The organism is Exiguobacterium alkaliphilum (genome assembly GCF_018138125.1).
GTDB classification, from domain to species: Bacteria; Bacillota; Bacilli; order Exiguobacteriales; family Exiguobacteriaceae; genus Exiguobacterium; species Exiguobacterium alkaliphilum.
Genome location: NZ_CP073101.1, coordinates 536,688 through 562,721, shown reverse-complemented (window position 1 = coordinate 562,721; position 26,034 = coordinate 536,688). Strand labels below are relative to the sequence as shown.

Genomic DNA, 26,034 nt, shown 5'->3' with positions numbered 1-26,034 from the left:
GCCGGGCTTAGCGGCGTCGTTTCTGTTCGTACCATGATTGCGTGAGAAATCCGATTATCCCGACCGCGATCAAAACGTAGGGTAGGACCCGCGGCTCTGCTGCCCCCTCCCCAATGGAGAGGAGGAGCAGACCGCTCGCGAACGTCCCGAGCCAATAGATTTTCGGCATTTTGTCACCTCCCGTAAAAATCGCTTGTAATTTGTCTGAATTTTCCGTAAAATATCATCTAATTCTATCTAAAGAAAGGAGACTCGCCAATGCCTCGTCGTAATTGGAACACCCTTGTCCGTTCTACCTTATTCGTCACCATCGCCCTCGCTGCTTTTTTATACGTACGTTATGACGCAGAAATCAAAGAACGAGAACACGCTTTGGAATCATACCTTGCCACTCATTATAACATTCCGGAACAGACCTACTCGCTTGACGGAGCACTCGGCTTTAGCGGGTACGTCTATGACGTCACGTTTCGCGACGAACCGGATGCCGACTATTCGTTCCGTGTGACGAAGGCAGTCGACGGTCACCGCATCGAGTATAAAGCGGCGGCTGGTGCTTCCCCGTCACGTGTCTCCACGTTCACGCAATGAAAAAGCGCCACAGTCGTGGCGCTTACGGTGAGCGTTTCTAGTCGGTTGGACTTCCACCCGATCAAGTTGATCGACCGTCCCATAAGTGTTACGTCGTGCTAGAAAGCGATGCGATTCATGCAACGATTTCCGAGCAATCGTTCGTCTTTCTGACAAGGCGGCACATACAGAAGCACGGCTTCCGGTTGCCGATCAATCGTCAGTTCGACCTATGTGAACGAAATCTGTCACGAATCCCATCCGGCCCACCTCCGCCCGAGGAGACACCCCAACCATCCGACTCGTGTTCCCAAGAATCCTTTTCGTCTGCCCCTCACATCGCGTAAGGTCGGCGACAGGTAGCGACAGGGAACGGTTCGATGACCGGTTGTCCGAACAGGCTGTCTGTCGTTTGACCGGTTCACGCCTAGTCAAACGTCTCGAAAATTGTTTCATCCGTCGCCCCCTTTCAGTCTACTCTTTTGAATGAGGACTACACTAATACAATAGCCGTTTTTATGGCCTTCAAATCCGTGTTCACCATTTCTCCAAATCTCTGATCTACACGTACTCGTTCAACGCGTACGCGACGCCATCGGCTTCAGCGTCTTTCGTAATATGGGTACTGATGTCTTTTAAAGCATCCACGGCATTTCCCATCGCGATGCACGTCTCCGCCACCTCGAACATCGAGACGTCGTTCAAATTATCGCCGATGGCCACGATGTGTTGTTTCGCGATATGATGATGTTCTGCCAACTGTTGAAGGGCCATCCCTTTACTCGCTTTCGGATGACCGATCTCAATTTTCGTCCACCCGGCTGTCGTGATCAAAATATCGGTCCGCGGCTCATATAATTTCCGAAGTTTGTGGAGTTTACGACGATCGAACGAGTAGATGAACACTTTATACACTTCATCCGCCTCGAAATCGATGTCGTCGATTACATCGACGTACGTCAAACCGAACTGTTCGTTTTGAATCTCGATTTCCCGCTCTCCCCATTCCCGCGTGAACGATTGATCGTGCGGGAGCACCTCGTCAAGCTCCCCTTTCAATAAATCCGTCCCCGAACGCAGCACCTTCACGCCGGTATTCGTATAAAACTCCACGTACGTGTCGTGCTCGTGGGCGATGTCCCATAGCTCTTGGACGACATGTTTCGGAAGCGAGTGATAGTATATGCGTTCATTTTCATAAAAGGCGATCGCCCCATTCCCGGATAAGATCGGGCACGTCAGATTGCTCCGTTTTAAAATTTCTTCGATATCATGAATCGAGCGTCCCGACGAGATGGCGACTAAATCGCCTTGCGCTTGCCGCCGTCGAATCGCCTCCTGGTTCGCTTCCGTGATGATGCCTTTTCGCGACAATAACGTCCCATCCAAATCAATCGCAATTAACTTCATATCGGTCCCTCCTCTTAATACAGTCTTCTTCTTTATCATTCCCTCATTTATCGTCGCTCAACGTCCAGATTGCACAATCGATGAAAATCTCGTTTTCCGACATTACTTTTAGGGAATAATAATGAGGCCTACATAATCGTATTCGTTTAGGAAGGAGACTTTATGAATCATTCATCGAATAAGCCACGGCTGAACCGTGTGTTTTATATCTCAGCAAGCGTGATCGCCTTGCTCGTATTGTTCGGGGCCGTACGCCCGACGTTGTTCGCGGAAATCGCCGGCAACATCTTCAATTTCACGACCCAGTCGTTCGGCTGGTTTTACTTGTTGGCCGTCTTTTTCTTCGTCCTCTTTCTCGTCTTCCTCGCGTTCAGTAAATATGGAAAAATTCGCCTCGGTGCGGACAGCGACCGGCCGCAGTATCCGTTCTTTACTTGGATCGGGATGCTCTTCTCGGCCGGCTTCGGTGTCGGGCTCGTCTTTTGGGGCGTCGCCGAGCCGATGAGCCACTTCTTCACCCCGCCTTATGCGGACACCCAAGCGTTGACGGTCGAAAGTGCCCGTCTCGCCATGGCCTACTCGTTCTTCCACTGGGGAGTGAGCCAATGGTCCGTGTTCGCCATCGTCGGTCTGATCATCGCCTATTTCCAGTTCCGGAGAAACGCGGATGGCCTCATCTCGACGAGTTTGTCTCCTCTTTTGAAAGACCGCTCGTATACGCGGCCGCTCAATCAGACGATTGACATCTTCGCTGTCATCGCGACGGTCATGGGCGTCGCCACGTCGCTCGGTTTAGGGGTACTGCAAATCAACGGAGGACTGAACAGCGTCTTCGGTTTACCGAATACGGCGCTCGTTCAAGTATTGATCATCGTCGTCCTGACCGCCCTGTTCTTGACGTCGACGACGACCGGCCTTGACCGCGGGATCAAATGGCTCAGCAACGTGAACTTGGCGACGGCGCTCGTCCTTATGATTTTCGTCTTCTTTGCCGGTCCGACCGTCTTCATCCTCGAGACGTTCACGCTCGGATTCGGTGATTATTTGCAAAACTTTATCCGCTACAGTCTCCGGCTCCAACCGTATCAACAAGGAACGTGGGTCCGGGACTGGACGATCTTCTACTGGGCGTGGGCCATCGCCTGGTCACCGTTCGTCGGGGCGTTCGTCGCCCGCGTCTCGCGTGGTCGCACCATCCGTGAGTTCATCGTCGGCGTTCTCGTCGTGCCTCCGGCCATTGCGCTTCTATGGATCGCGGTATTCGGCGGGACGGCGCTCCACCTTGATTTGTTCGAGGGGACGTCGATTGCCCAAGCGGTCGATGCGGACGTCACGAGCGCCTTGTTCGTCACGTTCGCCGAGTTGCCGTTGTCGTTCCTTTTGTCCGTCTTGTCCATCCTGCTCATATTGACATTTTTAATCACGTCCGCCGACTCGGCGACGTATATCATTAGCAGTATGACGACGAATGGCAGCTTGAACCCTCCTCTCGCCGTTCGCATCGTCTGGGGTGTATTGCTCGGCGGCATCGCGGCCGTCCTTCTCATCGCCAGCGGCCTTGAAGGATTGCAGACCGCCTCTCTCATTTCGGCGTTGCCGTTCACCGTCATCCTCATTCTGATGGTGTACACGTTGTTCAGCCTGTTGCGAAAAGAAAACATGAAGAAAATCAAATGATGTCACAAGAGCCGCCTTTTACTAGGGCGGTTCTTTTAGTCGATCATCTCCACTCAGTTGACACGGTTGACGTCGATTGCTACGCTTTTGTCAGAATTGCATGACGAATTTTAGGGGGATGAGTATGCTACAAGATTTCACACGGTCATACGCTGAGACGCTTGACAAAAGCGATGCTCTGGCACGCTATCGGGAAGAGTTTTATTTGCCGCAAGACGGGATTTATATGGACGGGAACTCGCTCGGGCTGTTATCGAAACGGGCCGAGCAGACGCTTCTCGAGTCGCTTCAAGACTGGAAAGAGCTCGGGATTGACGGGTGGATGTCGGGACGTCATCCGTGGTTCAACTTATCGGAAGAACTCGCCGGTTTGAACGCACCGCTCATCGGGGCACGAGCGGAAGAAGTCATGGTGACGGGATCGACGACGGTCAACTTGCATCAGCTCGTCGCCTCATTTTATAGACCGGAAGGCAAGAAGACAAAAATTTTGGCGGATACGCTCACGTTCCCATCAGACATCTATGCGCTGAAGAGTCAACTTGAATTGCGCGGGTTAAACCCAGAGGACCACCTCGTTCAAGTCGAGAGTCCGGACGGCCGTTATTTGCGTGAAGACGACATCATCGCCGCGATGACGGATGAGATCGCCCTTATCGTCTTGCCGACGGTGCTCTATCGGAGCGGACAAATTTTAGATATGGCCCGTCTCGCCAAAGCGGCCCATGAACGCGATATCTTAATCGGCTTCGATGCCTGTCATTCCGTCGGGGCCATCCCGCACGCCTTCCACGATTGGGGGGTCGACTTTGCGTACTGGTGCAACTATAAACACTTGAACGGCGGCCCGGGGAGCGTCGGCGGCTTATTCGTCCACGAACGCCACTTCGGGACGACACCAGGCCTCGCAGGCTGGTTCGGTTCGCGTAAAGACAAGCAGTTCGATATGGACCATACGATGACGCCCGCCGATCATGCCGGGGCGTTTCAAATCGGGACGCCACACGTTTTGAGCCTCGCTCCTCAACTCGGTGCGCTCGAGATGTTCAACGAAGTCGGGATGGAAGCGATTCGTGAAAAATCACTCGCCTTGACGACGTATCTGATGGATCTCGTCGAGGCCGTACTCGCACCTTACGGGTTCGTGCTCGGTAGCCCGCGTGACGAAGTCGCCCGCGGCGCCCACCTCAGTCTCGAGCACCCAGAAGCGGCCCGCATCTGTAAGGCGCTCAAACAACACCGGGTCATCCCGGACTTCCGCGCCCCAAATATCATCCGGCTCGCACCGGTCGCCTTATATAACACGTTCACGGACGTATATGACGTCGTTCAAATCTTGAAGACGATCATGGAAGATAAAGAGTATGAAGCGTTCGCGAACGTCCGCGAAGTCGTGGCGTGAGGAGGAAAAACGATGAGTGAACGCATTGAACATAACGTCGAACAGACGATTCAAACTGACTTTTCTAAGGACATGTCTTATGGAGACTATTTGCAGCTCGATCCGATTCTATCGAGTCAGCACCGTCTATCGGACCACCATGATGAGATGCTCTTCATCATCATCCACCAGACGAGCGAACTATGGATGAAACTGATTTTGCACGAGTTGACGGCTGCGACGACTGCCATCGCGAACGAAGAGCTCGAACGCTCGTTCAAGATGCTCGCCCGCGTATCAAAGATTCAACAACAACTCATCCAGTCATGGAGCGTGCTCGCCACGCTCACACCGGCCGAGTATCTTGAGTTCCGGGACAAGCTCGGTTCTTCGTCCGGTTTCCAGTCGTATCAAAACCGGCAAATCGAGTTCGCACTCGGATTCAAGAATGCCCGCACGCTCAGCGTCTACGCCCATGACGAGGCGTTGTATCCGCTTTTAGAGACATCCCTTCACACACCGAGCATCTATGATGTGACCGTCCGCGAGATGCATCGTCGCGGCTTGGCAATCGATCAAGCCGTACTCGAACGTGACGTGACAAAGGACTGGGAATGGAACGAGAGCGTCGAAGCGGCATGGGTCGAGGTGTACCGGGACGTCGACACATACTGGGACTTATATGAACTTGGAGAGAAGCTGCTCGATATTGGCAGCCAACAACAGATGTGGCGCTTTAACCATATGAGTACGGTCGAGCGGATTATCGGTCAAAAGATGGGCACGGGCGGCTCTTCTGGCGTCAACTATTTGCGACGTGTCCTCGATCACCGGTTCTTCCCGGAGCTTTGGACCGTCCGGACGAAATTATGAGGAGGCAACAGCATGAGTTGGATTGATGTATCGCAACCGCTCGAGGATACGACGACGACGTGGCCCGGGGATACCCCGTTCCGTTATGACATCGCTTGGCCGATGGCCGACAGTGGTTCGGTCAACGTCGGCAAAGTGACGATGAGCCTTCACACCGGCACTCACATCGACGCACCGTTCCACTTTGATGACGCCGGAAAACGCGTCATCGACCTCGATCCCGGTCTCTATATCGGGCCGGCCCGGGTCATCCATCTGCCTGGACACGAGCGAATTGAGGCGAGTGACTTGGATGGCTTTGACTTGACCGGTGTCGAACGCCTCATTATTAAAACAGACGGTTGGTCAGATAAACTCGTGTTCCCGGAACGCATCCCAGAGCTGACGCCGTCGCTTGCCGACCGGCTCGGCGACCTCGGGATTTACTTGATCGGTCTCGATTTACCGTCGGTCGATGCAATCGACAGTAAAGAAATGGCGGCCCATCACGCGCTTGCCCGTAACGGGGTCCATATTCTCGAAGGACTCGTCCTCGACCATATCGCACCAGGCGATTATGAACTGAACGCTGTCCCGCTCCCAATCGTTCAAGGGGATGGTAGCCCCGTCCGCGCCTTGTTGCGCGCCCTCGATTAACCTGACATCCATCCCTCGCGGATGGATGTTTTTTGTGGGAAACTGTGGGACGATGCTTGAGTGATCGACTTAGCGGGAAGAGAGGTACTACGCAAACTGTGTAGAAAGGAGTGTTTTTTATGAACGTCATCTCATTTATTCTCCCCGCCTATAACGAAGAAAAAAACATTCCACTCATCTTTGAAGCCATCTGCGAGCAATTCGAGGGGAGCACGTACGACTATGAAATTATATTCATTAACGACGCCAGTTCGGACGATACGCTAGACGCCATCAAACGGTTGGCGAACCGGCACCCTGAAGTCCGATACGTCTCCTTTTCACGAAACTTCGGAAAAGAAGCGGCTATCCTCGCTGGCCTGCAACACGTGACCGGAGACGCCGCCATTTTAATGGATACCGACTTGCAACATCCTCCCGCCCTCATTCCTCAAATGATTGCGGGTTACGAAGAAGGATACGACCAAGTCATCGCCAAGCGCGACCGGACCGGTGAGAGCGGGCTTCGAAAGTTCGCCTCGCAGACGTATTACAAACTCATCAATAAAATCGTCGACGTCGAACTCGAGGACGGGGTCGGTGACTTCCGCCTCCTCAGCCGCGAGGCGATTGACGCCTTGTTACGCATGAACGAGAACCACCGCTTCTCTAAAGGGTTATTCTCTTGGATTGGAATGGAACAAAAAATTGTCACGTATGAAAATGTCTTACGGCAAAACGGCGAGACGAAATGGTCGTTCAACCAGCTGTTTAATTATGGGGTCGATGGTTTAATTTCGTTTAACTCGAAGCCGCTCCGGTTCTGTTTTTATACGGGCGTCTCAATTTTGATTTTGTCGATGCTCTACATCTTGTTCACCTTGTTTGGCATCATTCAAGACGGTGTCGAGACACCTGGTTACTTCACGCTCATCTCGGCGATTCTGTTGCTCGGTGGCATCCAGCTCGTCAGCCTCGGGATTATCGGGGAATACGTCGGACGCATTTATTTCGAGACGAAACAGCGTCCTGCTTATTTGATTCAAGAGACTAATATGCAAAGGAAGAGTATGAATGAACAAGCGAAAGGCAGAGTTTATAAAATTCATCGTCATCGGGGGCATTAACACCCTCAATTACTATTTGGTGTACATGTTGTTTCATCACGTATGGAAAGTCGGCTACGGGGTCTCTCATGTGGTGGCGTTCACGCTCAGCATGGTCGCCTCTTTCTTTTTGAACAGCTATTTCACGTTCAAAGTTAAACCGACGTTACGGAAATTTTTGCAGTTCCCGTTGACGCAAGTCGTCAACTTCACGGTCACGACCGTCTGTATTTATCTACTCGTCGAACAGCTTGGTGTTTCGACATCGATTGCACCGCTGTTCGCCATTTTCATCGCCGTACCGGCGACGTTCATCGTTACGAGTAAGATTTTGAAACGCGAGCAGTCGACCGTATGAAGAACGTCAAGCTGATCGTCGCTGCGTTTCTCGTGTCAATCGTCGCTCATGCGTTCTTTATTTATTATCAATCGCAAGGCGGCTACATCGCCGGACCGAACGACGGATTGTCGCAGATGGTCCCGTTCAAACATTTCTTGTACGAGACGTTCCATAAAGGCAACCTCGTCTATGCGGAAGACTTCGGCTTTGGCGGCGGGGTCATCACCCAGCTCGCCTACTATTACGCGACGTCGGTCGTCTTTTGGCTCACGGTCGCCGTCGTCTCGTTGTTCGACGTGCTCGGTCTCGTCACGCCGGACCTCGAGCTTTGGTTACAGCTCGCGCTCGTCGTCAGCATCGTCCGTCTAGCCGTCGTCTTCGTCTTGACGACGTACGCGTATCGACTCTTTCACGTGCAGACGCTTTACGCCTTTGCCGGTGCCGTCGTGTACGGTGTGTCGGTCATGTACATCCGGCACGTCACGTTTTGGGAGTTTTTCGCGGACGCCTTTTTATGGGTGCCGCTCCTCGTGATCGGGCTCGAACGAATCATCCGGCTCGGTCGGGCGGACCTGTTCATCGCCGTCAGCGCGCTGATGCTCGTCAACAACTTCTACTTCGCCTACATCAATTTGGTGTTCGTCCTCGTCTACGTCTTGTTCCGCCAGTTCATCCGCTTCCCGGAAGATCGGCTCAGACGTCGGCACCAATGGATGCTCTATAGCGGGTCTGGCGTGCTCGCGCTCTTGTTGAGCGCGTTCGCGTTCGTTCCGGCGACGTACGGCTTTCTACAGAACGAGCGACCGTCACTCGCCCATGACATCCCGTGGCTTCGCCCCGATAACGTGTTATACGATAGCACCATTTTAATCATTCCAGCAGTTTTCGTGCTGCTCGCACTCTATCGTCCGCTCTACCGCCATACCGCGTTCCGGCTATTCGCGTCGATGAGCCTCTTGTTCGTCGTGCTCCATTTCAGCCCGCACGTCGGCAGTTTCTTTAACGGGTTCTCGGCGCCGCAGTTCCGGTGGGAGTATCTCGCGAGCTTCACGATGGGCGGTGCGGTCGCGGTCGGGTTGTCGCAGTGGCGGTTCGAGACGCGCGCGTTTCTCATCGCCACTGCCGGTACTGTCGCGCTATATCTCCTGTTCGGCCTATTCGGGAACGTCGCGTCGTGGCCGGTCGGTCTTGTCATCTTCTTCTTGATGCTCGCCACCGTGGCGTCGCTCTGGTGGAAACCGGCACTCGCACCTTACGTTCTGATCGCGTCTTGTCTCATCGTCTTCAACGGCTATACGAAGCTCATCCTTCACGACAAGTCCATCGTCAACACGAACGAGGCATTCGTGAACAGCTCACGTTATGACAGTCCAGAACAGCGAGAATTGATCGACATCGTACAAGAAGAAGCTGGACCGCTCGAGCGGCTCGACTGGATGGTTCACTTGCGCAACAATACGCCAATCGTCCAGTCTTTCCTCGGGACGAGTCTATACTCGAGTATTTTGAACGGGAATTTGCTGACGTTCTATTGGCGTGACCTTGAAATCGATATGTTACGGGAAAGCGTGAGCCGTTACGGCACGCTCGGCAATCGCGCGAACTTGCACCACCTTTTGTCGAGCCCTTACTGGATGCGCAACCAAAACGTGTCGAGCGAAGCGCCTTATGGCTTTAATCTTCTTGCTGAAACAGAACGTTACGCTGTCTATGAGAGCGAGACACGGCTTCCGTTCGTCCGGACGACGACGTCCACATATCGTCAAGCCGACCTTGAGGACGCCTCGGTATTGACACGTGAGCAGGCGATGCTCTCGGGCGTCATCTTAGATGATGGAAGTGAGACGCCGACCCCGGCCCGTTCAATCGACTTTACGACAGAAGACGCCGAAGCCGCACTCCTCGGGGATACGCTCCGCGTCACTTCGGAAGAGGGCGGGATCGACTTGATTCCAGACGTACCAGAGGATGCGACAGGCGACTTGTATGTCTCGTTCAACATCCGGAAACTTGAAGGAGACGGCTTCTTCGTCAAGCTCGGTGGTTACCGGACGACACGAAAGCCCGAAGCCTCGATTTATCGGACCGACCTCACCTCGATGACGCTTCGCACACCGCTTACTGACCGTGTGCCGTTACGGCTTCCGGAAGGCACGTACGCGCTCGAGAACGTGACCGTCGAATGGGAAGATTATACGACACTCGAATCCGCGCTCGACGAGGCGGATGCTCGTCCGGACATCCCGGTCACGTGGGACGGCCCCGACCTCGACTTCAAGGTCGAGGACGCCGCATCGGGAGCGTATGCCGTCCTCCCGGTTCCGTTTGAGCGAGGATGGAGTGCCCGTGTTAACGGAGAAAAGCGCGACGTCTTACAGGCGAACTATGCGTTCAGCGCGATTCCTCTCGATGAAGGACGAAACGACGTCGAATTGACGTATCGTCCGCCGTTCTTCACCGTCACGACCGCGCTCAGTGTGCTTGGTCTCGGCCTGTTCGTCGGCTATCTCTTCTATCTGCGCCGCAAAGAGGTCGGGACATAACTCAGTAGATTTATAAGAAAGAGGCCACCTGGCGCGACTCGTTCGCGCCAGGTGGCCTCTTCTCCTTTTTATGGGTTCTTACGCACATTTCGATATAAACAGATAGGGGCGACCTCTGATAAAGTTAAAGTGACCAAACCATAACTTTGGAGGTGCCCCTATGTACAAAGAGTATACCATGAACCAGTTGGTTTTGCCCCTAGATTTAGAAGTTCGGCTCCCGGAGAACGACATCGCCTTCGCCGTCCACGACCTCGTCGAACAGATCCCGGACGAGGCGTTCGAGACGTTCTGGCGAACGACGGGCTGCCCGGCCTATCACCCGCGGATGATGATGAAGATCGTCCTCTGCGCGTACACGCAGTCCGTGTTCTCGGGTCGGAAGATCGAGGGCCTTCTCAAGGACAGCCTGCGCATGATGTGGCTCGCCCAGGGACACGAGCCGAGCTATCGGACGATCAATCGGTTCCGAGTCCATCCGGCCGTCGCCCCGATCCTGAAGTCCGCCTTCGTCACGTTCCGTTGCCACCTCGTCGAGGCGGGTGAGATCGATCAGGAGGCGATCTTCATCGATGGCACGAAGCTCGAGGCGAACGCGAACCGATACACCTTCGTCTGGAGGAAGGCCATCGAGAAATACAGCGCCGCACTCGTCGAGAAGTCGAATCGGCTATACGAGGAGCTGATGGCCGAGCAGGTCATCCCAGAGATTGAGCGCGAGAGCCCGGAGGCGCTCTCGGTCGAAGAACTCGAGGAGGTCGCGGCGCGACTCGGGGAAAAGGTCGACGCGATCGATGAGGAAATCGGTTCGACGACCGACGTCGAGGAACGCAAACGACTGCGCGCGAGACGCAAGGAACCCCGCCGCCTCGGCAAGCAGGCCTCCGACTTCGCTGCCCGGAAACGCCGATACGAGGAACACATGGCCGCCTTTGGCACGCGGAACAGTTACTCGAAGACCGACAGGGATGCGACATTCATGCGGATGAAGGATGATCACATGAAGAACGGACAATTGAAGCCCGGCTACAACGTCCAGATCGCGACCTCGGGCCAGTACACGCTGGCGTATGACGTCTTTCCGAACCCGACCGACATGAGGACGTTGGCCCCGTTCCTCGACGAGGTCGAAACGTTCCTCGAGTTACCCGCCTACATCGTCGCCGATGCGGGATATGGGAGCCAGCCGAACTACACGGACATCCTCGAGCGCCGGGGGCGCGTTCCCTTGATCCCGTACACGATGTACCGGAAGGAACAGAAGAAGAAGTGGCGCGAGAACCCGTTCAACATCTCGAACTGGGCGTACGACAGGGAGTCCGATGCGTTCACCTGCCCGGACGGGAGACGGCTTCCGTTCAGCCACGAATCCCGTAAGACCGACAGGGACGGGTTCGTCCGCGAGTCCCGCATGTATCTGAGCGAGGACTGCGGCGGGTGTCCGTTCCGCGACCTGTGCACAAAGGCCGAGGAAGGGAGCCACCGCCAGGTCGGTGTGAACGTGGCCTGGGAAGAACAAAAGCATATGACGAGAACGCTGCTTTCGGATGAGAAAACGGGTGCCCTCTACGCCAGACGCAAGACGGACGTGGAACCAGTTTTTGGATATCTGAAGGCCAATTTGGGTTTCACCCGCTTCTCCGTCAGGGGAAAACAGCGCGTGAGACGCGAGCTCGGCTTCGCGCTCATGGCGGTGAACCTGCGGAAGTTCATCGCCACCGTTGTCGCCCGAAGTACAAAGAAGGGGTCCGGTCACCGAAAATCGGTGACCGGACCCCTCTTTTTGATTGAAATACTTTAGAACTGGCTAGTTATGTCCCAGCCTCTTCTTCTTGCATGATTTCACTCGAACTCTTGCGGTGATCGAGTCGTTTCGACATGTTGATTTTATAGGCGAGGTTCGCTTCGTAATCTTTCGAGAACACACCGGCGTATAGCAAATCGAGCAGATACTGCGTCGAGTCGTTCGATGTAAAGCTACCGATCTTTGAGTAGAGACGTTCCCGCGTCGTCAACCGGAGCGTACAATCCGCCTCGTTCGAGATGGCGTTCTCGCCAACGCTCGTCAAAGCGAGAACCGGGACGTGACGCTGTTTCAAATACGGGATGAGCCGGAGCGTCGTGTCACTTTCCCCTGTATAGGAGATGAGTAGCGCGCACGTCGTCTCGTCCGAGTTGGCCGCTTCGAATTCAGGGTCAACCTCACAGATCGAGACGTGTTTTCCGATTCGGTTCATCTTCGCTTTAAAGTCGTGACAGAGCAACAAGTTATGAACGATTGAGAAAATTTTGATGTGACGTGCCTCATGAAGCATCGTCACGGCTTGCTCGAACGCCTCATGGTCGAGGAGCGACAACGTGTCCTCAATCGTCATCCGCTTCAACGCCGCCATTTTGTTCGCCACCGCCATCAATCCGTCCTCGGGCGCGAACGGGTAGTTGGCATCCACGTCTGAGAAATGACGATTCAAATAGTCGATCTCCTCTAAAAACACAGTCTTCAACTCGAGCCAACCCGAGAACTCGAGCTTCTCGGCGATTCGGCTAAGGATCGATGGATGCGTATACGTCGCCTCTGCGATTTGCTTCATCGTTTTCGTGGAGAGGTGTTCCCGCTGTTCAAATAAATAATCGATGACGCTTCGCTCAGACGGCGAGAATAGATCTTGTTTTAATTTCTCGGTCAACAACATGACGACGCCTCCTGTAAATGAAATTCACAAAAATAAATATACAATTGCATTTGTTTGTAAACGCTTTCGGATTTATCCCCAATCGTATTGTCTCTATTTTTCTTTATTTTATACTGAATGAGAAGCTTAGTTACACCTATTTCATTTACACTTCTGATTTATTTTTTGTGAATCAAAAAGGAGGAAATTGACATGACAACCGGAATCAAGCTCGTCACAATCGGAGGCGGCAGCAGTTACACACCAGAATTGATGGAAGGATTCATCAAACGCTACGAAGAGTTGCCGATCCGAGAGATTTGGCTCGTCGATATCGAAGCTGGGAAAGAGAAGCTCGAGATCGTCGGGCAGATGGCCCAACGGATGTGGGACGCCTCACCTTATGACGTCACCGTACATCTCACGCTCGACCGGAAAGAAGCCTTGAAAGACGCCGACTTCGTCACGACCCAGTTCCGTGTCGGCTTGCTCGACGCCCGCATCAAAGATGAACGCATCCCGCTCTCGTACGGTATGGTCGGGCAAGAGACGAACGGGGCCGGCGGCATCTTAAAAGCGTTCCGGACGATTCCCATCATCCTCGACATCGTCGAAGACATGAAACAACTCTGTCCGGACGCGTGGCTCGTCAACTTCACGAATCCGAGCGGCATGGTGACCGATGCGATTATCCGCTACGGGAAATGGGACAAAGTCATCGGACTTTGCAACGTCCCGGTCAACGCGATGATGGCCGAGCCGGAACTGATCGGCAAGAAACCGGAAGAATTGACGTATTCGTTCGCCGGATTGAACCACTTCCACTGGCATCGCGTCCATGACTCGAACGGGACAGACGTCACGCGTGACATCATCGACAAGATGGTTGACGGGGATTCAGGCATCCCGGCGAACATTCACGACATGCCGTTCTTCAAAGAGCAGTTGCAGCAGATGAACATGATCCCATGCGGTTACCATCGTTACTATTACCGCGCCGAGGAGATGCTCTCCCATATGCTCGAGGAGTACCAGGACCTAGCTGTCGGGACACGGGCCGAACAAGTGAAGCAGACGGAAGCGGAGCTGTTCGAACTGTATAAAGACCCACACCTCGACCATAAGCCAGAACAACTGTCCAAACGTGGCGGCGCCCACTATTCGGACGCGGCGTGTGAGACGATCGCCTCGATTTATGCGAATAAGAACACGCATATCGTCGTCTCGACAAAAAATAACGGGGCCGTCCCGGACCTTGCCCCGGACGATGTGGTCGAAGTATCCGCCTATATCGGGGCGACCGGTACGAAACCGATCGCATTCGGCGCGCTCGCACCGGCCGAGAAAGGATGGCTCCAAGGCATGAAAAATATGGAGCTATGCGTCGAAGAAGCGGCTGTGACCGGTGACTATGGCCTCGCCCTCCAAGCGTTCATCCTGAATCCGCTCATTCCAAGCGGTGAAACTGCGAAGCGGGTTCTCGATGAACTCCTAATTGCGCACAAAGACCACTTGCCTCAATTCGCCGAGAAGATTGCCGAGCTCGAAGCAAGCGGTGTGACGATTAAAGACGATGTCGTCCGTTCGCTCCACCCAATCGCCCATGTATAATAAAAGCCGACGCATTTTTATCAATGCGTCGGCTGTTTACATTATTTGATTAACTCGAGGTCGACCGGGATGTTTTCTTCGACCGTCTCCCCTTTCAAGTGGTTGACGGCAGCTTCCACACCGAGCCATTTCCCGAGCACGACTTTCTGTTGATTCCCTCCCGAGAGCGACTTCACTTTTTGCTCCATCGAATGGTGTTTGACACGTAGCTTTTTCAAATAGCCGTCCGCGAACGCTTCTTCCTCTTGCCGTGAGATAATCATTCCTTTCGCTCGCCGGTCGAGCGTCGGGAGCGAGAGGTTTTCGCGGAGCGAGAAGTCGAGCAACAACCCTTCGCCTTTGCAATCTTCCGTCAAGAAAGCGATGCCGTGAGCAATGGCGTCAGCAGGTTTCTTGATGCGCACTTCTTTTCCGTTCAGTTTGACGACGCCGGCTTTCGCCCGGTCCGCCCCGAACAAGGCGCGCATCACTTCCGTGCGCCCGGCCCCCATGAGCCCGGAGAATCCGACGATTTCACCGGCACGGACGTCAAACGAGACGTTGTGGAACCGGTTACCTATCAATCCGTCCACTTCGAGCACAACGTCCCCGATTGTCGCGTTCCGGTCCGGATAACGTTCGCCGATTTCTCGACCGACCATCTCTTTAACGATTGCTTCGAACGACGTGTCCGCGATGCGGTGTGTCCCGATCGAAAGCCCGTCACGGAGCACGGTGATCCGGTCGCATAGTTCAAAGATCTCTTCCATCCGGTGCGAGATATAAATGATGGAGACACCTTGGTCACGAAGTGCCCGTGATACCGCGAACAGGGCACGAATCTCGCGGTCAGTGAGCGCTGCCGTCGGCTCGTCCATGACAATGACTTTCGCATCTGTCATGAGTGCCTTGGCGATCTCAATCATCTGCTGCTGCCCGACCGATAAGTTTTTCGCAAGTTCATCGACTTCCATGAACACGTTGAGCTCGGCCAAATATTCGCGGGCCCGGCGCTTCATCTCTTGTTGCTTGATGACACCGAACGCACCCGTCAACTCGCGGCCGAGAAACAAGTTCTCCGTCACCGTCAATTCCGGCAAGATATTCAGCTCTTGATGGATAAAGGCGATGCCTTCACGCTTCGCCTCTTTCGGATGTTTGAACTGGCGGACCGCACCGTCGATGACGACTTCGCCGTCGTCTTGCGCATGGAGCCCGGTCATCACTTTCATGAGCGTGGATTTCCCGGCCCCGTTCTCCCCCATCAACGCATGAATCTCGCCAGGAAGGAGTTCGAAGTCGACACCTTTCAAGACACTGACCGGTCCGAATGCCTTATGGATTTGTTTCAATTCGATCTGCATCGAATCCCTCCTTAAAATATGACGCCCGCGTGCAAGATGACGTTCGCGTAAGGAGTCGCCTCACCCGTCCGAATGACGACTTTCGCCGTGGCGACTTCCCGTTTGAAGTCCTCATGTGAACACGTCTTTACCGTGTCGAACCGTTCGGTCAACGCCTTGGCGATTGTCTCGTTTTCCGTGAACACCTCCTCGGTGACCGTGATCTGTTCGATGACCACATCCGCCTCGACCGCATGTAACACGTCGAGAAACGACGGCTCTCCAAGTCTTAGTGACAAATCGACGCGTTCGACTCCGTTTGGGATGGGCAGACCGCAGTCGGCGATAACGACTTTATCTGTATGGCCGAGATCGGCGAACACTTTCGTCAAGTGACTGTTCAAAATACCTAGCTTCTTCATTGAACCCGCCCCAATCGCATGAAAACTTCGTCACGTGTCGGCATCCCGCCTTGCGCGCCGAACCCTTCGACGCTCATGCCAGACGCGACGACAGCGAATCGAACCGCTTCAAGCAAAGGACGACCTTCGACGAGCCCGACCGCGAGCGCACCGTTGAACGTGTCGCCGGCGCCCGTCGTATCGACGACGTTCGCACGAATGGCCGGGATGTGTTGAATCTTTTCTCCGTCGTAAAAACGGACACCCCGCACCCCTTCTGTGACGATGAGCTTGTTCGGGAAACGGCGCAACACGTCCTCAATCGGCACATCGCCGAACAAGTCACGGCACTCGTGTTCGTTCGGCGTCACGTACGTCACGTTGTCGAGCAATGTTGCCGTGAGCGGTTGAGACGGGGCCGGGTTCAATAAGACCGGAATGTTTCGCTTTCGGCAGTAGGCACTCACGTGTTCGACCGTCTCGAGTGGAATTTCGAGCTGGAGCAGAACGAGTGTGTCCTCGTCGAGCAGTGCGTCGAGTTCACCGTCAGTGAAACGCACCTGTTTGTTCGCCGATTGGACGACGACGATGGCGTTGTCACGTTCAGCGAGGACGATATGCGCCGTCCCGGTCACGTCTTCCCCAACCGTCTGCAAGTGACGTGTGCCGACACGATGCGTCTCAAAGTTTTGGCGGATGCTCGTGCCGAACGCATCGTCGCCGACACATCCGACCATTTCGACCGTACCGCCTAGTCGTGCGGCGGCGACCGCCTGATTGGCGCCTTTTCCGCCCGGGACCGTTTGAAACGTGTTCCCGATGACCGTCTCTCCGGCCTGTGGACGCTTGTCCGTCGTGACGACCAAATCCATCGAGATGCTTCCGATCACTACAATTCGGTTCATCTGTCTTGCCCCTTCCGTTTCGTCGTCTGCCGTTCCGTTAACGTAACCGGCAATAAAATTTCTTTTGTCGCAGTGTCTTTCTTCTCAATCAAATCGAGCAGCCGCTCTGTCGCGAGTCGACCCATCTCATAGATTGGTTGCGAAATCGTCGTGAGCGGCGGGGACGTCATCTCGCCGAGCTCGATGCCGTCGTATCCGATTACTTGTAACTCTTCTGGCACGCGGACGTTTCGCCGGACCACTTCTTGAAGCACCGCTGCGGCGATGACATCGTTTGCTGCGAACAGGCCATCGAACGGCCAGTGTGTATCAAATAACGTTTGTGCGGCCGTGAGCGCTTCTTTGAACGTGAAGTTCGAATGGGTCATCCCGATGAGGCGATCCCCAGCGACGTCAAGAAAGCCCTCGGTGCGCCGCTTCACGGTCTGCAATTGCTCGGGTCCGGCGATATGGACGAGACGCGTCGCGCCAGAGGCGATGAGTGTGTCGGCCGCGAGGCGCCCCCCTTCATACCCGTCTGAGATGACGGCATCAATGCCCGATTTCACGATTCGGTCAAGGGCGACCATCGGCAAGTCGAGCTTCTCATAGTTCGGGTTATCCGAATGATTCGTCGTAATAATCAAGCCGTCCACATGCATCGTGTGCAAGGCGATGAGATACGACTGTTCTTTTTCTAACTGCTCGTCCGTATTGCACAGGACGACTTGATACCCGTGCCGGTTGGCCGCATCCTCAATCGCACGTGCCAACTGGGGAAAGAACGGGTTCGTGATGTCAGGCATGATCAACCCGATTAATCCGGACGTCTTTGTAAATAAGGACCGTGCGACACGGTTCGGTGCGTAATCGAGATCGGCGATGGCCTGCTCGACGGCGGCCCGTGCTTCCGCGCTCACGTAGCCGTTATTGTTCATGACACGGGATACCGTCGCGACCGAGACGTTCGCCTGTTTCGCCACTTGTTTGATTGTCGCCATCTCCATACCCCTTTTTTGGTAACGCTTACAATCACATCGTAATGTGTAACCGGTTACATATCAAGCAATATTTTCCGAAAAAAAAAACCGCGTGACTCATCACAGAGCCAAGCGGTTCATATAGTCTTTCTTTGTGATGACGTAAACGAGACTTGCCACCGTCCGGCCGTCGAGCCGTGTCAGTTGTTGCGACGTCGTGAACGAATAGACGAATCCACATTTCTCGACAACGCGCCGGGACTGGTCATTGAAGTCAAAATGACCGCACCAGATGCGCTCGAGTCCAAGATCTTCAAACCCGTGGCGCAACATCGCGCGCACCGCTTCCGGGATGTAGCCTTGTCCCCAACATGTCGGATTCAATACGTAACCGATCTCACGCTGCGCCTCGTGCTGAATATTTGGGTCCGGTCGCCGGTCGTGTAAACCGATCGTCCCGATGACCTCATCCGTCTCTTTCAGCGTGATGGCCCATACGTCTTGCTCGGCTTGAAACATTCGAATGACATCGCGTGTCTCCTCGATCGATTGGTGGGGCGCCCATCCCGCGTTCGGACCGACCCGGTCGTCTTTCGCGTACGGATACATCGCCTCCGCGTCATCGAGGTGAAACGCGCGAAGCCGCAAACGTTTTGTCTCTAGTTGAATCATCTTGGACTCCTTCTCATCGTTTTTCTCTTACTCGTTCAGGGAATGGATTGAACAGAGGAGGGATGACGATGCCATTTGATTATGATTTAGATTTTGATACGATCGACTTTCGGAAACAGCCCGAACTATATCGTGTCGGCCGCGGTGAACAAGGGGTGCTCCTCGTCGAACCTTACAAAAGCGAGATTCTGCCCCACTGGCGCTTCAAGACACCGGACATCGCGACACAATCGGCGGACGAGATTATGGAGCTGTTTGAAGCTTACCGGAAGAACGATGATTTCGTCGGCATGGACATGGCCCGCAAGTTCATTCAGATGGGCTATACGCGGGCCCGTCGCTACGCCAACTACAAAGGCGGACGCAAATACAAAGACGACGGCGATATCCACGAGCGTGAGATTGATGAAGAAAAAGCCGAGTCGGCCCGCATCTTCAAAGAGCGCTGGGATCAAATCCGGGCCGACGAGGACTATTTGAAACGAAAAAAGGCCCATCAACGTCAATACGGTTGATCAGTTCACCATGATGAGGAAGCGGGTCGTGTCTTTCTCAAACGATGCGATTTTCCGGAAGCCGACGCCCTCATACAGTCGAACGGCTCGTCCGTTGAACGCCGCGACGGTGAGCCGGACGGGCTTCCCGGTTCGTTTCGCTTCGACAAGCACAGTCTCAAGGAAACGCCGTCCATGGCCTTGTCCGGTCAAATCCGGACGCATACCGAGACCGAAATCGATGTATGTATCGTCATACGTATATGTATCGTTCGGGACTTGGGCGTAGTGCCCGAGGCAATAAAAGCCGATCAGTTCACCTGTTTCATGAACAGCTTGATAAGCCATCAGTTCCTTGATGCCTGCCTCAGAAGGAGTCTGGTTATAAAAATCATACGGTGCTTCGTACGTCCACGCTTGAATCGCGCGGGCGTCTTGTTCTGTCATCGGTTGGACGTTCATCCGCTCCCCCTCCCTGCGTCTCTATGCTGTTCGTGGTCGGGGTCGGGGATTCCTTTATCATCCACAAAAAAGACGGGCTGGCCCCGTCTTTACTTTCGTGTCCACGTCGCCGTGATGTCGACATCGGCCGCGTGCATCAAATTGTGAATCGGGCAACGGGCCTCGACACCTTTTTGAAGCTCCGCAATCCGTTCATCCGATTCGACCGTCTCGAGCACGATGTGGACATGTACGTTCTCAAAATATGTCCGTATTCCTTCGACACCTTGGAAGCCGCGCGGGTCGAGCGTCCCTTCGGTCACGAACGTCACGCCATCATAATCGAAGTTTTGGTCCTGCGCGACGTAGGCGATCATAATCGTCGTGCACGACGACAACGCACCAAGTAAATATTCGAGCGGGTTCGGTCCGGCGTCGGTGCCGCCGAGCCGTTCCTGCTCATCGACGACGAACGGAGCCAAATCACGGACATGTACCGTCGTCTTCACGCCGGTCGATTCTCCTTCAGCACGCATCGTCACGAACGGTTTCTCTGACATGCCATCTCCTCCTTGAAACGGGTTATCGTGAATCTGTTCCCGTTATTTCGGACCGTGTAACACGTCGTCGTAAATCGCGTAGTCGTTCTTGCCGTCTTGCTTGATTTGGTACATCGCCTGATCGGCTTTATGGATGAGCGTATCGAGGTCGACCCCTTGCCTAGGAGAGAGGCTCACGCCGATGCTCGCCCGAATCGGAATCGATTGCCGTCCGAGCAAGAACGACTCCTCGCTGAGCGTCCGTTGCAGCCGTCTGACAAAATCGATGAGACGAGGCTCTGTCACATCTGTCAAGAAGATGTAGAACTCGTCGCCGCCGACCCGGGAAGCTAGACCGTTTTCCGGCGTGACCGATTCGAGCAACGTCCCGAGATGGATGAGAAACTCGTCACCGACTTGGTGACCGTACGTGTCGTTGATCCCTTTAAACCCATCAAGGTCGAGGATGATGAGGGCAAGTGTGTCCGCTTGAAGCAGCGCTTGGTCGGCCTGTTCATAAAACGCGCGGCGGTTGGCGAGTTTCGTGAGCGGGTCGTGATACGCGAAAAAGCGAATCGTCTGTTCGGCCTCTTTGAACGAGTGCACGTCCCGGATGAGGATCATCCCGTGAACTTTTTGGTCGATATAGATGAAGTCGCCATCGATGACGACATAACGCTCTTGCCCCGTCTTCGTTTGAATCTTCGTCTCGAACTCGAGGAATTTCTTTTGTGCTTGGAAGTGCTGGCGGTAATGATGACACCACTCTTCCCGCTTTTTCTCCGGCAACAAGTCGACGAAACGTTCGTTGACGACCCGGACCGTATGGAACAACATCCGGGCGGCCGGGTTGGCGCTCTCGATGCGCCCGTTGTCGTCGACGAGCAGAATCGCGGACGGGTTCAAATTGTAGAGCGTCCCATATCGTTTCGCGTACGAGGCCAAGAAGTCGAGGCGGTTCATCGCCACGACGAGCGCGACGGCCCAGACGAGACCTCCATACATATAACCGTACGGCGGCATGACACCGCGGAATTGGAAATAACCGAACACGACGTCCCAGACGAGGACGGCGAGCGCCGTCCAAATGAGCATGCGTAGTACGCGCTGGTGCTCGGTTCGCTCTGCCCGTTTGAGCGCATAGACGAGCAAAAGGACGATGAGAAAATGGAACACGTTCCCAATCGTCATCGTGATCAAATACGAGGCGTTGAACTCAGGATAAATCCAAATTCCGACTTGGTCGAATCGTTGGCTGTTGATGATGTTCTCTTGACGGATGAACGTCAAGGCGACCGGGATGAGCGGTAAATAAAGGACATATGGGTAGAGCCATTTCGGCAACTTGGCTCCGACACCCGTCACTTTGAAGATAAAATGGACCGAGCACACAAAAATTAAAATCCCGGCGTTCCCGAACCAGTACGTCACGAAGGCCGGACTGAGTTCAATCGGTGACAAATGACGGCCGAACTCTGCCAGGAACAACATCGCATAGCCGAAGACGAACAGACTGAGCAGCCGATGTTCGACTTGTCGCGGATTTCGAAGCAACACATCCAGTGCGAGATGGCTGAGCAGGAAGGCCGGTAAGAGATAAACGACCATATACGTAAACAGTGCGGTCATGGATGGACCCCTTTCTCAAGACAGGTACGTCTCTACTTTCTCTATCGGATGCATCGTTCCCTTTGTCGAGTCGATGCGCACATACAAAAAACGAGCGGGACTGAGGTCCGCTCGTTTTCGTCATCTCGTTATAACGTCTCTTCAATCGCCGTATCGCCTTTGACGAGGTCGATTGACTTGTTATAGGCCGCTTCGTGGCCAATCACATGGGCGAGGAAAGCCGCCACGTCGGCGCGTGGAACTTCACCGGTCGACACGTCCCCGGTCTTCACTTTCCCAGTCCCGGCGTCATCCGTGAGCGCCCCTGGACGAACGATCGTGTATGTCAATCCGCTCTCCTCGAGCAGACGATCCGCATGATGTTTCGCCACGTAATACGGTTTCATTTCATCCGGCCATGCCGAGCGGTCTTCCGCCTTCAACGCGCTCACCATGACGAACTGTTTCACACCTTGTTGTTTTGAAGCTTCGATACTTTTCGCTGCCCCGTCTAAATCGATCAAGAGCGTCTTATCGGCACCCGTATGTCCGCCAGAACCTGCTGCGAATACGACGACGTCGGCACCGTCGATGGCGTCTGCCAAGTTCGCGACGTTGCCTTCAAGGTCACCGAGTACGGCTTGATAGCCTTTGTTTTTAAAATCTTCGAGTTGTTCGTCTTTCCGTACCATCGCCGTCACCTCATGCTTGCCTTCCTCCTGTAAGCGTTCGACGAGCTGTTTTCCAATCTGTCCGTTCGCACCAATTACAAATACGTTCATCTGTCTTCCTCCTCGAATCGAATTCAGAGACACTTGAAACGTCGTGTGGCTGCTGCCACGTCCGGCGCCGAAGCGATGGCCGAGATGATGGCGACCCCGTCGGCCCCGTCACGTCGAATCAACTCGACATGTTCAGGCCGAATGCCCCCAATCCCCACAATCGGGAGCTCTCGGTACGCCGCCCGCACTTGACGGATGAGCGTCGTCCCGTTCACTTCCCCGGCGTCCGCTTTTGAGTCCGTCGGAAAGATGGGGCCGATGCCGACATAGTCCGCATGCACCATCGCCGTCGCCGCTTCTTCGAGCGAATGGACGGAGACACCGAGCCATTTGTCCGCCCCAATCATCTGTCTGACGCGACGGGCCGACGCATCTTCTTGCCCGACATGGACCCCGTCCGCGTCGAGCTTCATCGCCAGCTCGACATCATCGTTCACGATAAACGGGACGCCGTACGCGCGACAAAGTCGAAGCAACGTCCGGGCCACCGCTTCTTTTTGATCTCCATACAGTGCCTCATTTCCTTTTTCACGAAATTGAAAACATGTGACGCCACATTGAAGTGCCGTCTCGACCGTCCGGAAGATGTCTTTTGTGTTCGTCGTTCCACAGATGAAGTACAGCTCTAGCTGTTCAGCGAGCTCGGCTCGTCGTGATCGTTTCAAGCGTGACACCCTCCTCTCCGTGCATCCCGTACGCCCAATGGTTCGTCGGTCCGTGTCCGGCTCCGATCTCGAGTCCATACGTGATGGCGCTTTGGATGAACCGCTTTGCCGTCACGGTTGCCTCAATCATCGGACGGCCTTTGGCGAGCTCGGCCGTGAGCGCCGCCGAGAATGTACAGCCAGTGCCGTGCGTGTCAAGCGTGTCGATACGCGGTGCCGAGACGAGGAAGGCCTCTGACGCCGTCAAGACGAGATCTTCGGCACGTTCACCCTCGAGATGACCGCCTTTTAAGACGACGGCCTTCGCACCGAGCGCCAAGATTCGTTCCGCCGCTTCAAGACGGTCTTGGAATGAGCGAATCGTCAAACCCGTCAACACTTCTGCTTCCGGCACGTTCGGCGTGACGACGGTCGCGAGCGGCAACAACGCCGTCTTGAGCGCCTCGACAGCCGTGTCTTGAAGCAAAGACGCCCCCCCTTTTGCGATCATGACCGGGTCGACGACGAGCTGTTTGAACGCATGCCGCTTCACGCCGGAAGCGACGGTCTCGATTCGACTCGCATCGAACAACATCCCGGTCTTGCACGCCTCGATTGAAAAATCGGAGCCGATCGCATCGAGTTGTTGCGCGAGCAATTCAGCCGATACCGCTTCGACGCCATGCACACCACGTGTGTTTTGCGCCGTGACTGCCGTCAAGACGCTCGTCCCGAATACACCGAGCTCTTGAAACGTCTTCAAATCGGCTTGAATGCCGGCGCCGCCGCCCGAATCAGATCCGGCAATCGTCAACACTTGTGCGCGCTTCATGACACCACCTCAATCCGGTCGCTCGGCAGTTCGACCGCGGTCATCTTCCCAAGCTCGTTCAAGAAATGAATTGGGAAATCGCCCGATCCCTCGGCACGTGCGGTCGCGAGTTCCCCGCAACGGGCGTATCCGGCGAGCGCCGTCGATGTCGCGGTCATCGCGTCAGCCTCAACCGCAAGAAACGCGCCGACGACCGCGCTGAGCAGACAGCCGGTCCCGGTCGTCCGCGTCATCGTTTCGGTTCCTCCTTTGATTTCAATCGTCACGTCCCCGTCGCTGACGACATCCGTCTCTCCGGTCATCGCGACGACACAGCGATACCGTTTGGCCGCCTCGCGCGCGACGTCTGTCACGTCTTGCAACGCTTCTCCCGTATCGACCCCGCGCGCGTGCGCCGTCCGGTCAATCAATGTCGCCATCTCACCGGCGTTCCCCCGGATGACCGTCACCTGCACCTGCTCGAGGATCGCAGTCGCCACTTGACGTCGAAACGCCGTCGCACCGACACCGACCGGATCGAAGACGATAGGACGTCCTGCAGCGTTCGCCGCTTGTCCCGCTCGAATCATCGTCCTTTCCGTCGTCGCATCGAGCGTGCCGATATTCAACACGAGCGCATCGCTCACCGTCGCCATTTCCGCTACTTCCTCGACAGCGGACGCCATGACCGGTGACGCACCGATCGCGAGCAATCCGTTCGCCGAGAAGTTGGCGACGACGATGTTCGTAACGTTATGGATGAGCGGCCGCTCGGCCCGTACTTTATCCCACAAATCACGCTTCATCGGCTCACCTCCACCGGTACGTCCCACGTCTCGAGCGTCCAGGCCATCTGCCAAAACGCCACTTCGTAATAACAGCTCTTCAAGAACAACTGACGGTAACGTTTGCGTTCGGCTTCTGTCGCTTGCTCGGCCAACAAGTCGAGCCGTTCAATCTGTTCTTCGACGAGTTCGCGGAACCATTCCGACCCATACGTCGCAATCCAAGCCGTATAGATCGGATGCTCCGGCTTTGCATCTTTCAATCGTTCGCCAATCTCGTAGTATACCCAGTAGCACGGTAAAATCGCTGCAAGTACGTCCCCGAGCGTCGGTCCGGCTTGTTGCATGTGCATCGCGTACGCATATGCGGTCGGCGCCGGCTCGAACGTACGTCGCTCTTCCTCGGTCACATCAAGCATCGTGAAGAACTCACGATGTAACGCGTGTTCCGCCTCGATCGTGTGGAGCGCGTGTGTCAAAAAACGGCTCGACAGTTCCATATCTTGCGCCACGATTGCCCCTCTCGCCTGCACTTTCGAAAATTGGTTCAGATAGTATGAGTCTTGCAGAACATAGTGGCGAAACTTCGCCTCGTCGAGCGTCCCTTCGCCGAGTGATCGGACGAACGGGTGGTCAAAACTCGCTTGGAACAAAGTATCCGCTTCTTGTCGGATGTGTTGGATGAACGTCATGATGAACTCCTCCTTTTGTATGGAAAAACGCCGCCTCCCATAACGGAAGCGGCGTCGGACATACAGCGTGAGAAAAGTCGTTTCGCCCACTTCCCTCCGCTAGCGTGAACTAGATCAGGTTCAAAGGGTCTGGACCTCGTCCATCTCAGCCGCGTCATGCGACTCCCCTAGTGGCAAACAT

The 26,034-nt window shown here is 54.8% G+C and carries 26 protein-coding genes, 1 pseudogene and 1 riboswitch; of the genes and pseudogenes, 11 read left to right on the top strand and 16 right to left on the bottom strand.

Translation table 11 applies throughout. The features are described from left to right. Positions 1–7: 7 nt before the first annotated feature. Entirely contained in the window at positions 8–169 is a 162-nt protein-coding gene (locus tag KB235_RS03055; protein ID WP_211780354.1) for a hypothetical protein, read from the bottom strand. Between the two features lie 89 nt (positions 170–258). Here KB235_RS03055 and KB235_RS03050 point away from each other — a divergent pair, with 89 nt between their 5' ends. Further along, a complete protein-coding gene (locus KB235_RS03050) occupies positions 259–591 on the top strand; it encodes a hypothetical protein (protein ID WP_034816125.1) in 333 nt (110 codons plus the stop codon). Positions 592–1,131: 540 nt separating this feature from the next. Here KB235_RS03050 and KB235_RS03045 read toward each other — a convergent pair. Beyond that, positions 1,132–1,980 (bottom strand): Cof-type HAD-IIB family hydrolase, encoded by an 849-nt coding sequence (locus KB235_RS03045; RefSeq protein WP_211780353.1) that lies wholly within the window; start codon positions 1,978–1,980, stop codon positions 1,132–1,134. A gap of 162 nt (positions 1,981–2,142) precedes the next feature. Here KB235_RS03045 and KB235_RS03040 point away from each other — a divergent pair, with 162 nt between their 5' ends. The 8 genes from KB235_RS03040 (at position 2,143) to KB235_RS03005 (ending at position 12,316) form a co-directional block, all read left to right on the top strand. After that, positions 2,143–3,657 carry a BCCT family transporter gene (locus KB235_RS03040; RefSeq protein ID WP_211780352.1) on the top strand — a complete coding sequence of 505 codons (1,515 nt, stop codon included), beginning with the start codon at positions 2,143–2,145 and terminating at the stop codon, positions 3,655–3,657. Positions 3,658–3,781: 124 nt separating this feature from the next. Then, a complete protein-coding gene (gene kynU / locus KB235_RS03035; RefSeq protein ID WP_211780351.1) occupies positions 3,782–5,059 on the top strand; it encodes a kynureninase in 1,278 nt (425 codons plus the stop codon). A 12-nt stretch (positions 5,060–5,071) separates the two neighbouring features. Further along, positions 5,072–5,911 carry a tryptophan 2,3-dioxygenase gene (kynA, locus tag KB235_RS03030; protein WP_211780350.1) on the top strand — a complete coding sequence of 280 codons (840 nt, stop codon included), beginning with the start codon at positions 5,072–5,074 and terminating at the stop codon, positions 5,909–5,911. 12 nt (positions 5,912–5,923) lie between these two features. Beyond that, positions 5,924–6,547, top strand: coding sequence for an arylformamidase (kynB, locus tag KB235_RS03025; protein ID WP_211780349.1), 624 nt, complete (start codon positions 5,924–5,926; stop codon positions 6,545–6,547). Between the two features lie 119 nt (positions 6,548–6,666). Next, positions 6,667–7,653, top strand: coding sequence for a glycosyltransferase family 2 protein (locus tag KB235_RS03020; RefSeq protein ID WP_211780348.1), 987 nt, complete (start codon positions 6,667–6,669; stop codon positions 7,651–7,653). Further along, positions 7,601–7,990 carry a GtrA family protein gene (locus KB235_RS03015; protein WP_034807730.1) on the top strand — a complete coding sequence of 130 codons (390 nt, stop codon included), beginning with the start codon at positions 7,601–7,603 and terminating at the stop codon, positions 7,988–7,990. Before KB235_RS03020 ends, KB235_RS03015 begins: the two co-directional genes overlap by 53 nt. Then, entirely contained in the window at positions 7,987–10,515 is a 2,529-nt protein-coding gene (locus KB235_RS03010) for a YfhO family protein (protein ID WP_211780347.1), read from the top strand. The genes KB235_RS03015 and KB235_RS03010 overlap by 4 nt, the downstream gene beginning before the upstream one ends. Positions 10,516–10,675: 160 nt before the next feature. After that, entirely contained in the window at positions 10,676–12,316 is a 1,641-nt protein-coding gene (locus KB235_RS03005) for an IS1182 family transposase (RefSeq protein WP_246514308.1), read from the top strand. A 10-nt stretch (positions 12,317–12,326) separates the two neighbouring features. Here KB235_RS03005 and KB235_RS03000 read toward each other — a convergent pair whose 3' ends face one another. Continuing rightward, positions 12,327–13,208 carry a MurR/RpiR family transcriptional regulator gene (locus KB235_RS03000; RefSeq protein ID WP_211780346.1) on the bottom strand — a complete coding sequence of 294 codons (882 nt, stop codon included), beginning with the start codon at positions 13,206–13,208 and terminating at the stop codon, positions 12,327–12,329. A gap of 192 nt (positions 13,209–13,400) precedes the next feature. Between KB235_RS03000 and KB235_RS02995 the strand changes: the two genes are divergently transcribed. Continuing rightward, on the top strand, positions 13,401–14,798 hold the full coding sequence (locus KB235_RS02995) for a 6-phospho-beta-glucosidase (RefSeq protein WP_211780345.1): 1,398 nt from the start codon (positions 13,401–13,403) through the stop codon (positions 14,796–14,798). Positions 14,799–14,914: 116 nt separating this feature from the next. On the opposite strand, the pseudogene KB235_RS02990 reads toward KB235_RS02995, so the two are convergent. From KB235_RS02990 to KB235_RS02970, 5 genes and pseudogenes are all read right to left on the bottom strand, one after another. After that, positions 14,915–16,141: pseudogene (locus KB235_RS02990) on the bottom strand (sugar ABC transporter ATP-binding protein); the annotation flags it as partial. Between the two features lie 11 nt (positions 16,142–16,152). Then, entirely contained in the window at positions 16,153–16,542 is a 390-nt protein-coding gene (gene rbsD, locus KB235_RS02985) for a D-ribose pyranase (RefSeq protein ID WP_211780343.1), read from the bottom strand. Beyond that, positions 16,539–17,426: a ribokinase gene (gene rbsK, locus KB235_RS02980; RefSeq protein ID WP_211780342.1), complete on the bottom strand. Its 888-nt coding sequence runs from the start codon at positions 17,424–17,426 to the stop codon at positions 16,539–16,541. Before rbsK ends, rbsD begins: the two co-directional genes overlap by 4 nt. Then, entirely contained in the window at positions 17,423–18,406 is a 984-nt protein-coding gene (locus tag KB235_RS02975; protein WP_211780341.1) for a LacI family DNA-binding transcriptional regulator, read from the bottom strand. Before KB235_RS02975 ends, rbsK begins: the two co-directional genes overlap by 4 nt. 99 nt (positions 18,407–18,505) lie before the next feature. Further along, complete coding sequence (locus KB235_RS02970; protein WP_211780340.1) at positions 18,506–19,057, bottom strand: GNAT family N-acetyltransferase; 552 nt, start codon at positions 19,055–19,057, stop codon at positions 18,506–18,508. A 68-nt stretch (positions 19,058–19,125) separates the two neighbouring features. On the opposite strand from KB235_RS02970, the gene KB235_RS02965 reads away from it, so the two are divergent. Continuing rightward, positions 19,126–19,572: a DUF4385 domain-containing protein gene (locus KB235_RS02965; RefSeq protein ID WP_211780339.1), complete on the top strand. Its 447-nt coding sequence runs from the start codon at positions 19,126–19,128 to the stop codon at positions 19,570–19,572. Here KB235_RS02965 and KB235_RS02960 read toward each other — a convergent pair whose 3' ends face one another. The 8 genes from KB235_RS02960 to tenA form a co-directional block, all read right to left on the bottom strand. Continuing rightward, the gene (locus KB235_RS02960) at positions 19,573–20,013 is read right to left on the bottom strand and encodes a GNAT family N-acetyltransferase (RefSeq protein ID WP_211780338.1); all 441 of its coding nucleotides are present in this window, start codon (positions 20,011–20,013) and stop codon (positions 19,573–19,575) included. A gap of 89 nt (positions 20,014–20,102) precedes the next feature. Then, positions 20,103–20,552: an OsmC family protein gene (locus KB235_RS02955; RefSeq protein WP_211780337.1), complete on the bottom strand. Its 450-nt coding sequence runs from the start codon at positions 20,550–20,552 to the stop codon at positions 20,103–20,105. A gap of 42 nt (positions 20,553–20,594) precedes the next feature. Then, on the bottom strand, positions 20,595–22,160 hold the full coding sequence (locus tag KB235_RS02950) for a sensor domain-containing diguanylate cyclase (protein ID WP_211780336.1): 1,566 nt from the start codon (positions 22,158–22,160) through the stop codon (positions 20,595–20,597). Between the two features lie 128 nt (positions 22,161–22,288). After that, positions 22,289–22,921: an SDR family oxidoreductase gene (locus KB235_RS02945; RefSeq protein WP_211780335.1), complete on the bottom strand. Its 633-nt coding sequence runs from the start codon at positions 22,919–22,921 to the stop codon at positions 22,289–22,291. 23 nt (positions 22,922–22,944) lie between these two features. Beyond that, positions 22,945–23,586 carry a thiamine phosphate synthase gene (gene thiE, locus KB235_RS02940; RefSeq protein ID WP_034816168.1) on the bottom strand — a complete coding sequence of 214 codons (642 nt, stop codon included), beginning with the start codon at positions 23,584–23,586 and terminating at the stop codon, positions 22,945–22,947. Further along, positions 23,555–24,397, bottom strand: a complete 843-nt coding sequence (gene thiD, locus KB235_RS02935) for a bifunctional hydroxymethylpyrimidine kinase/phosphomethylpyrimidine kinase (RefSeq protein WP_211780333.1) — start codon at positions 24,395–24,397, stop codon at positions 23,555–23,557. The genes thiE and thiD overlap by 32 nt, the downstream gene beginning before the upstream one ends. Beyond that, complete coding sequence (gene thiM, locus KB235_RS02930) at positions 24,394–25,182, bottom strand: hydroxyethylthiazole kinase (RefSeq protein ID WP_034816177.1); 789 nt, start codon at positions 25,180–25,182, stop codon at positions 24,394–24,396. Before thiM ends, thiD begins: the two co-directional genes overlap by 4 nt. After that, positions 25,179–25,853, bottom strand: a complete 675-nt coding sequence (gene tenA / locus KB235_RS02925; RefSeq protein WP_211780332.1) for a thiaminase II — start codon at positions 25,851–25,853, stop codon at positions 25,179–25,181. The genes thiM and tenA overlap by 4 nt, the downstream gene beginning before the upstream one ends. Positions 25,854–25,927: 74 nt before the next feature. Then, a riboswitch (TPP riboswitch) is annotated at positions 25,928–26,032 on the bottom strand. Between the last annotated feature and the right edge of the window lie 2 nt (positions 26,033–26,034).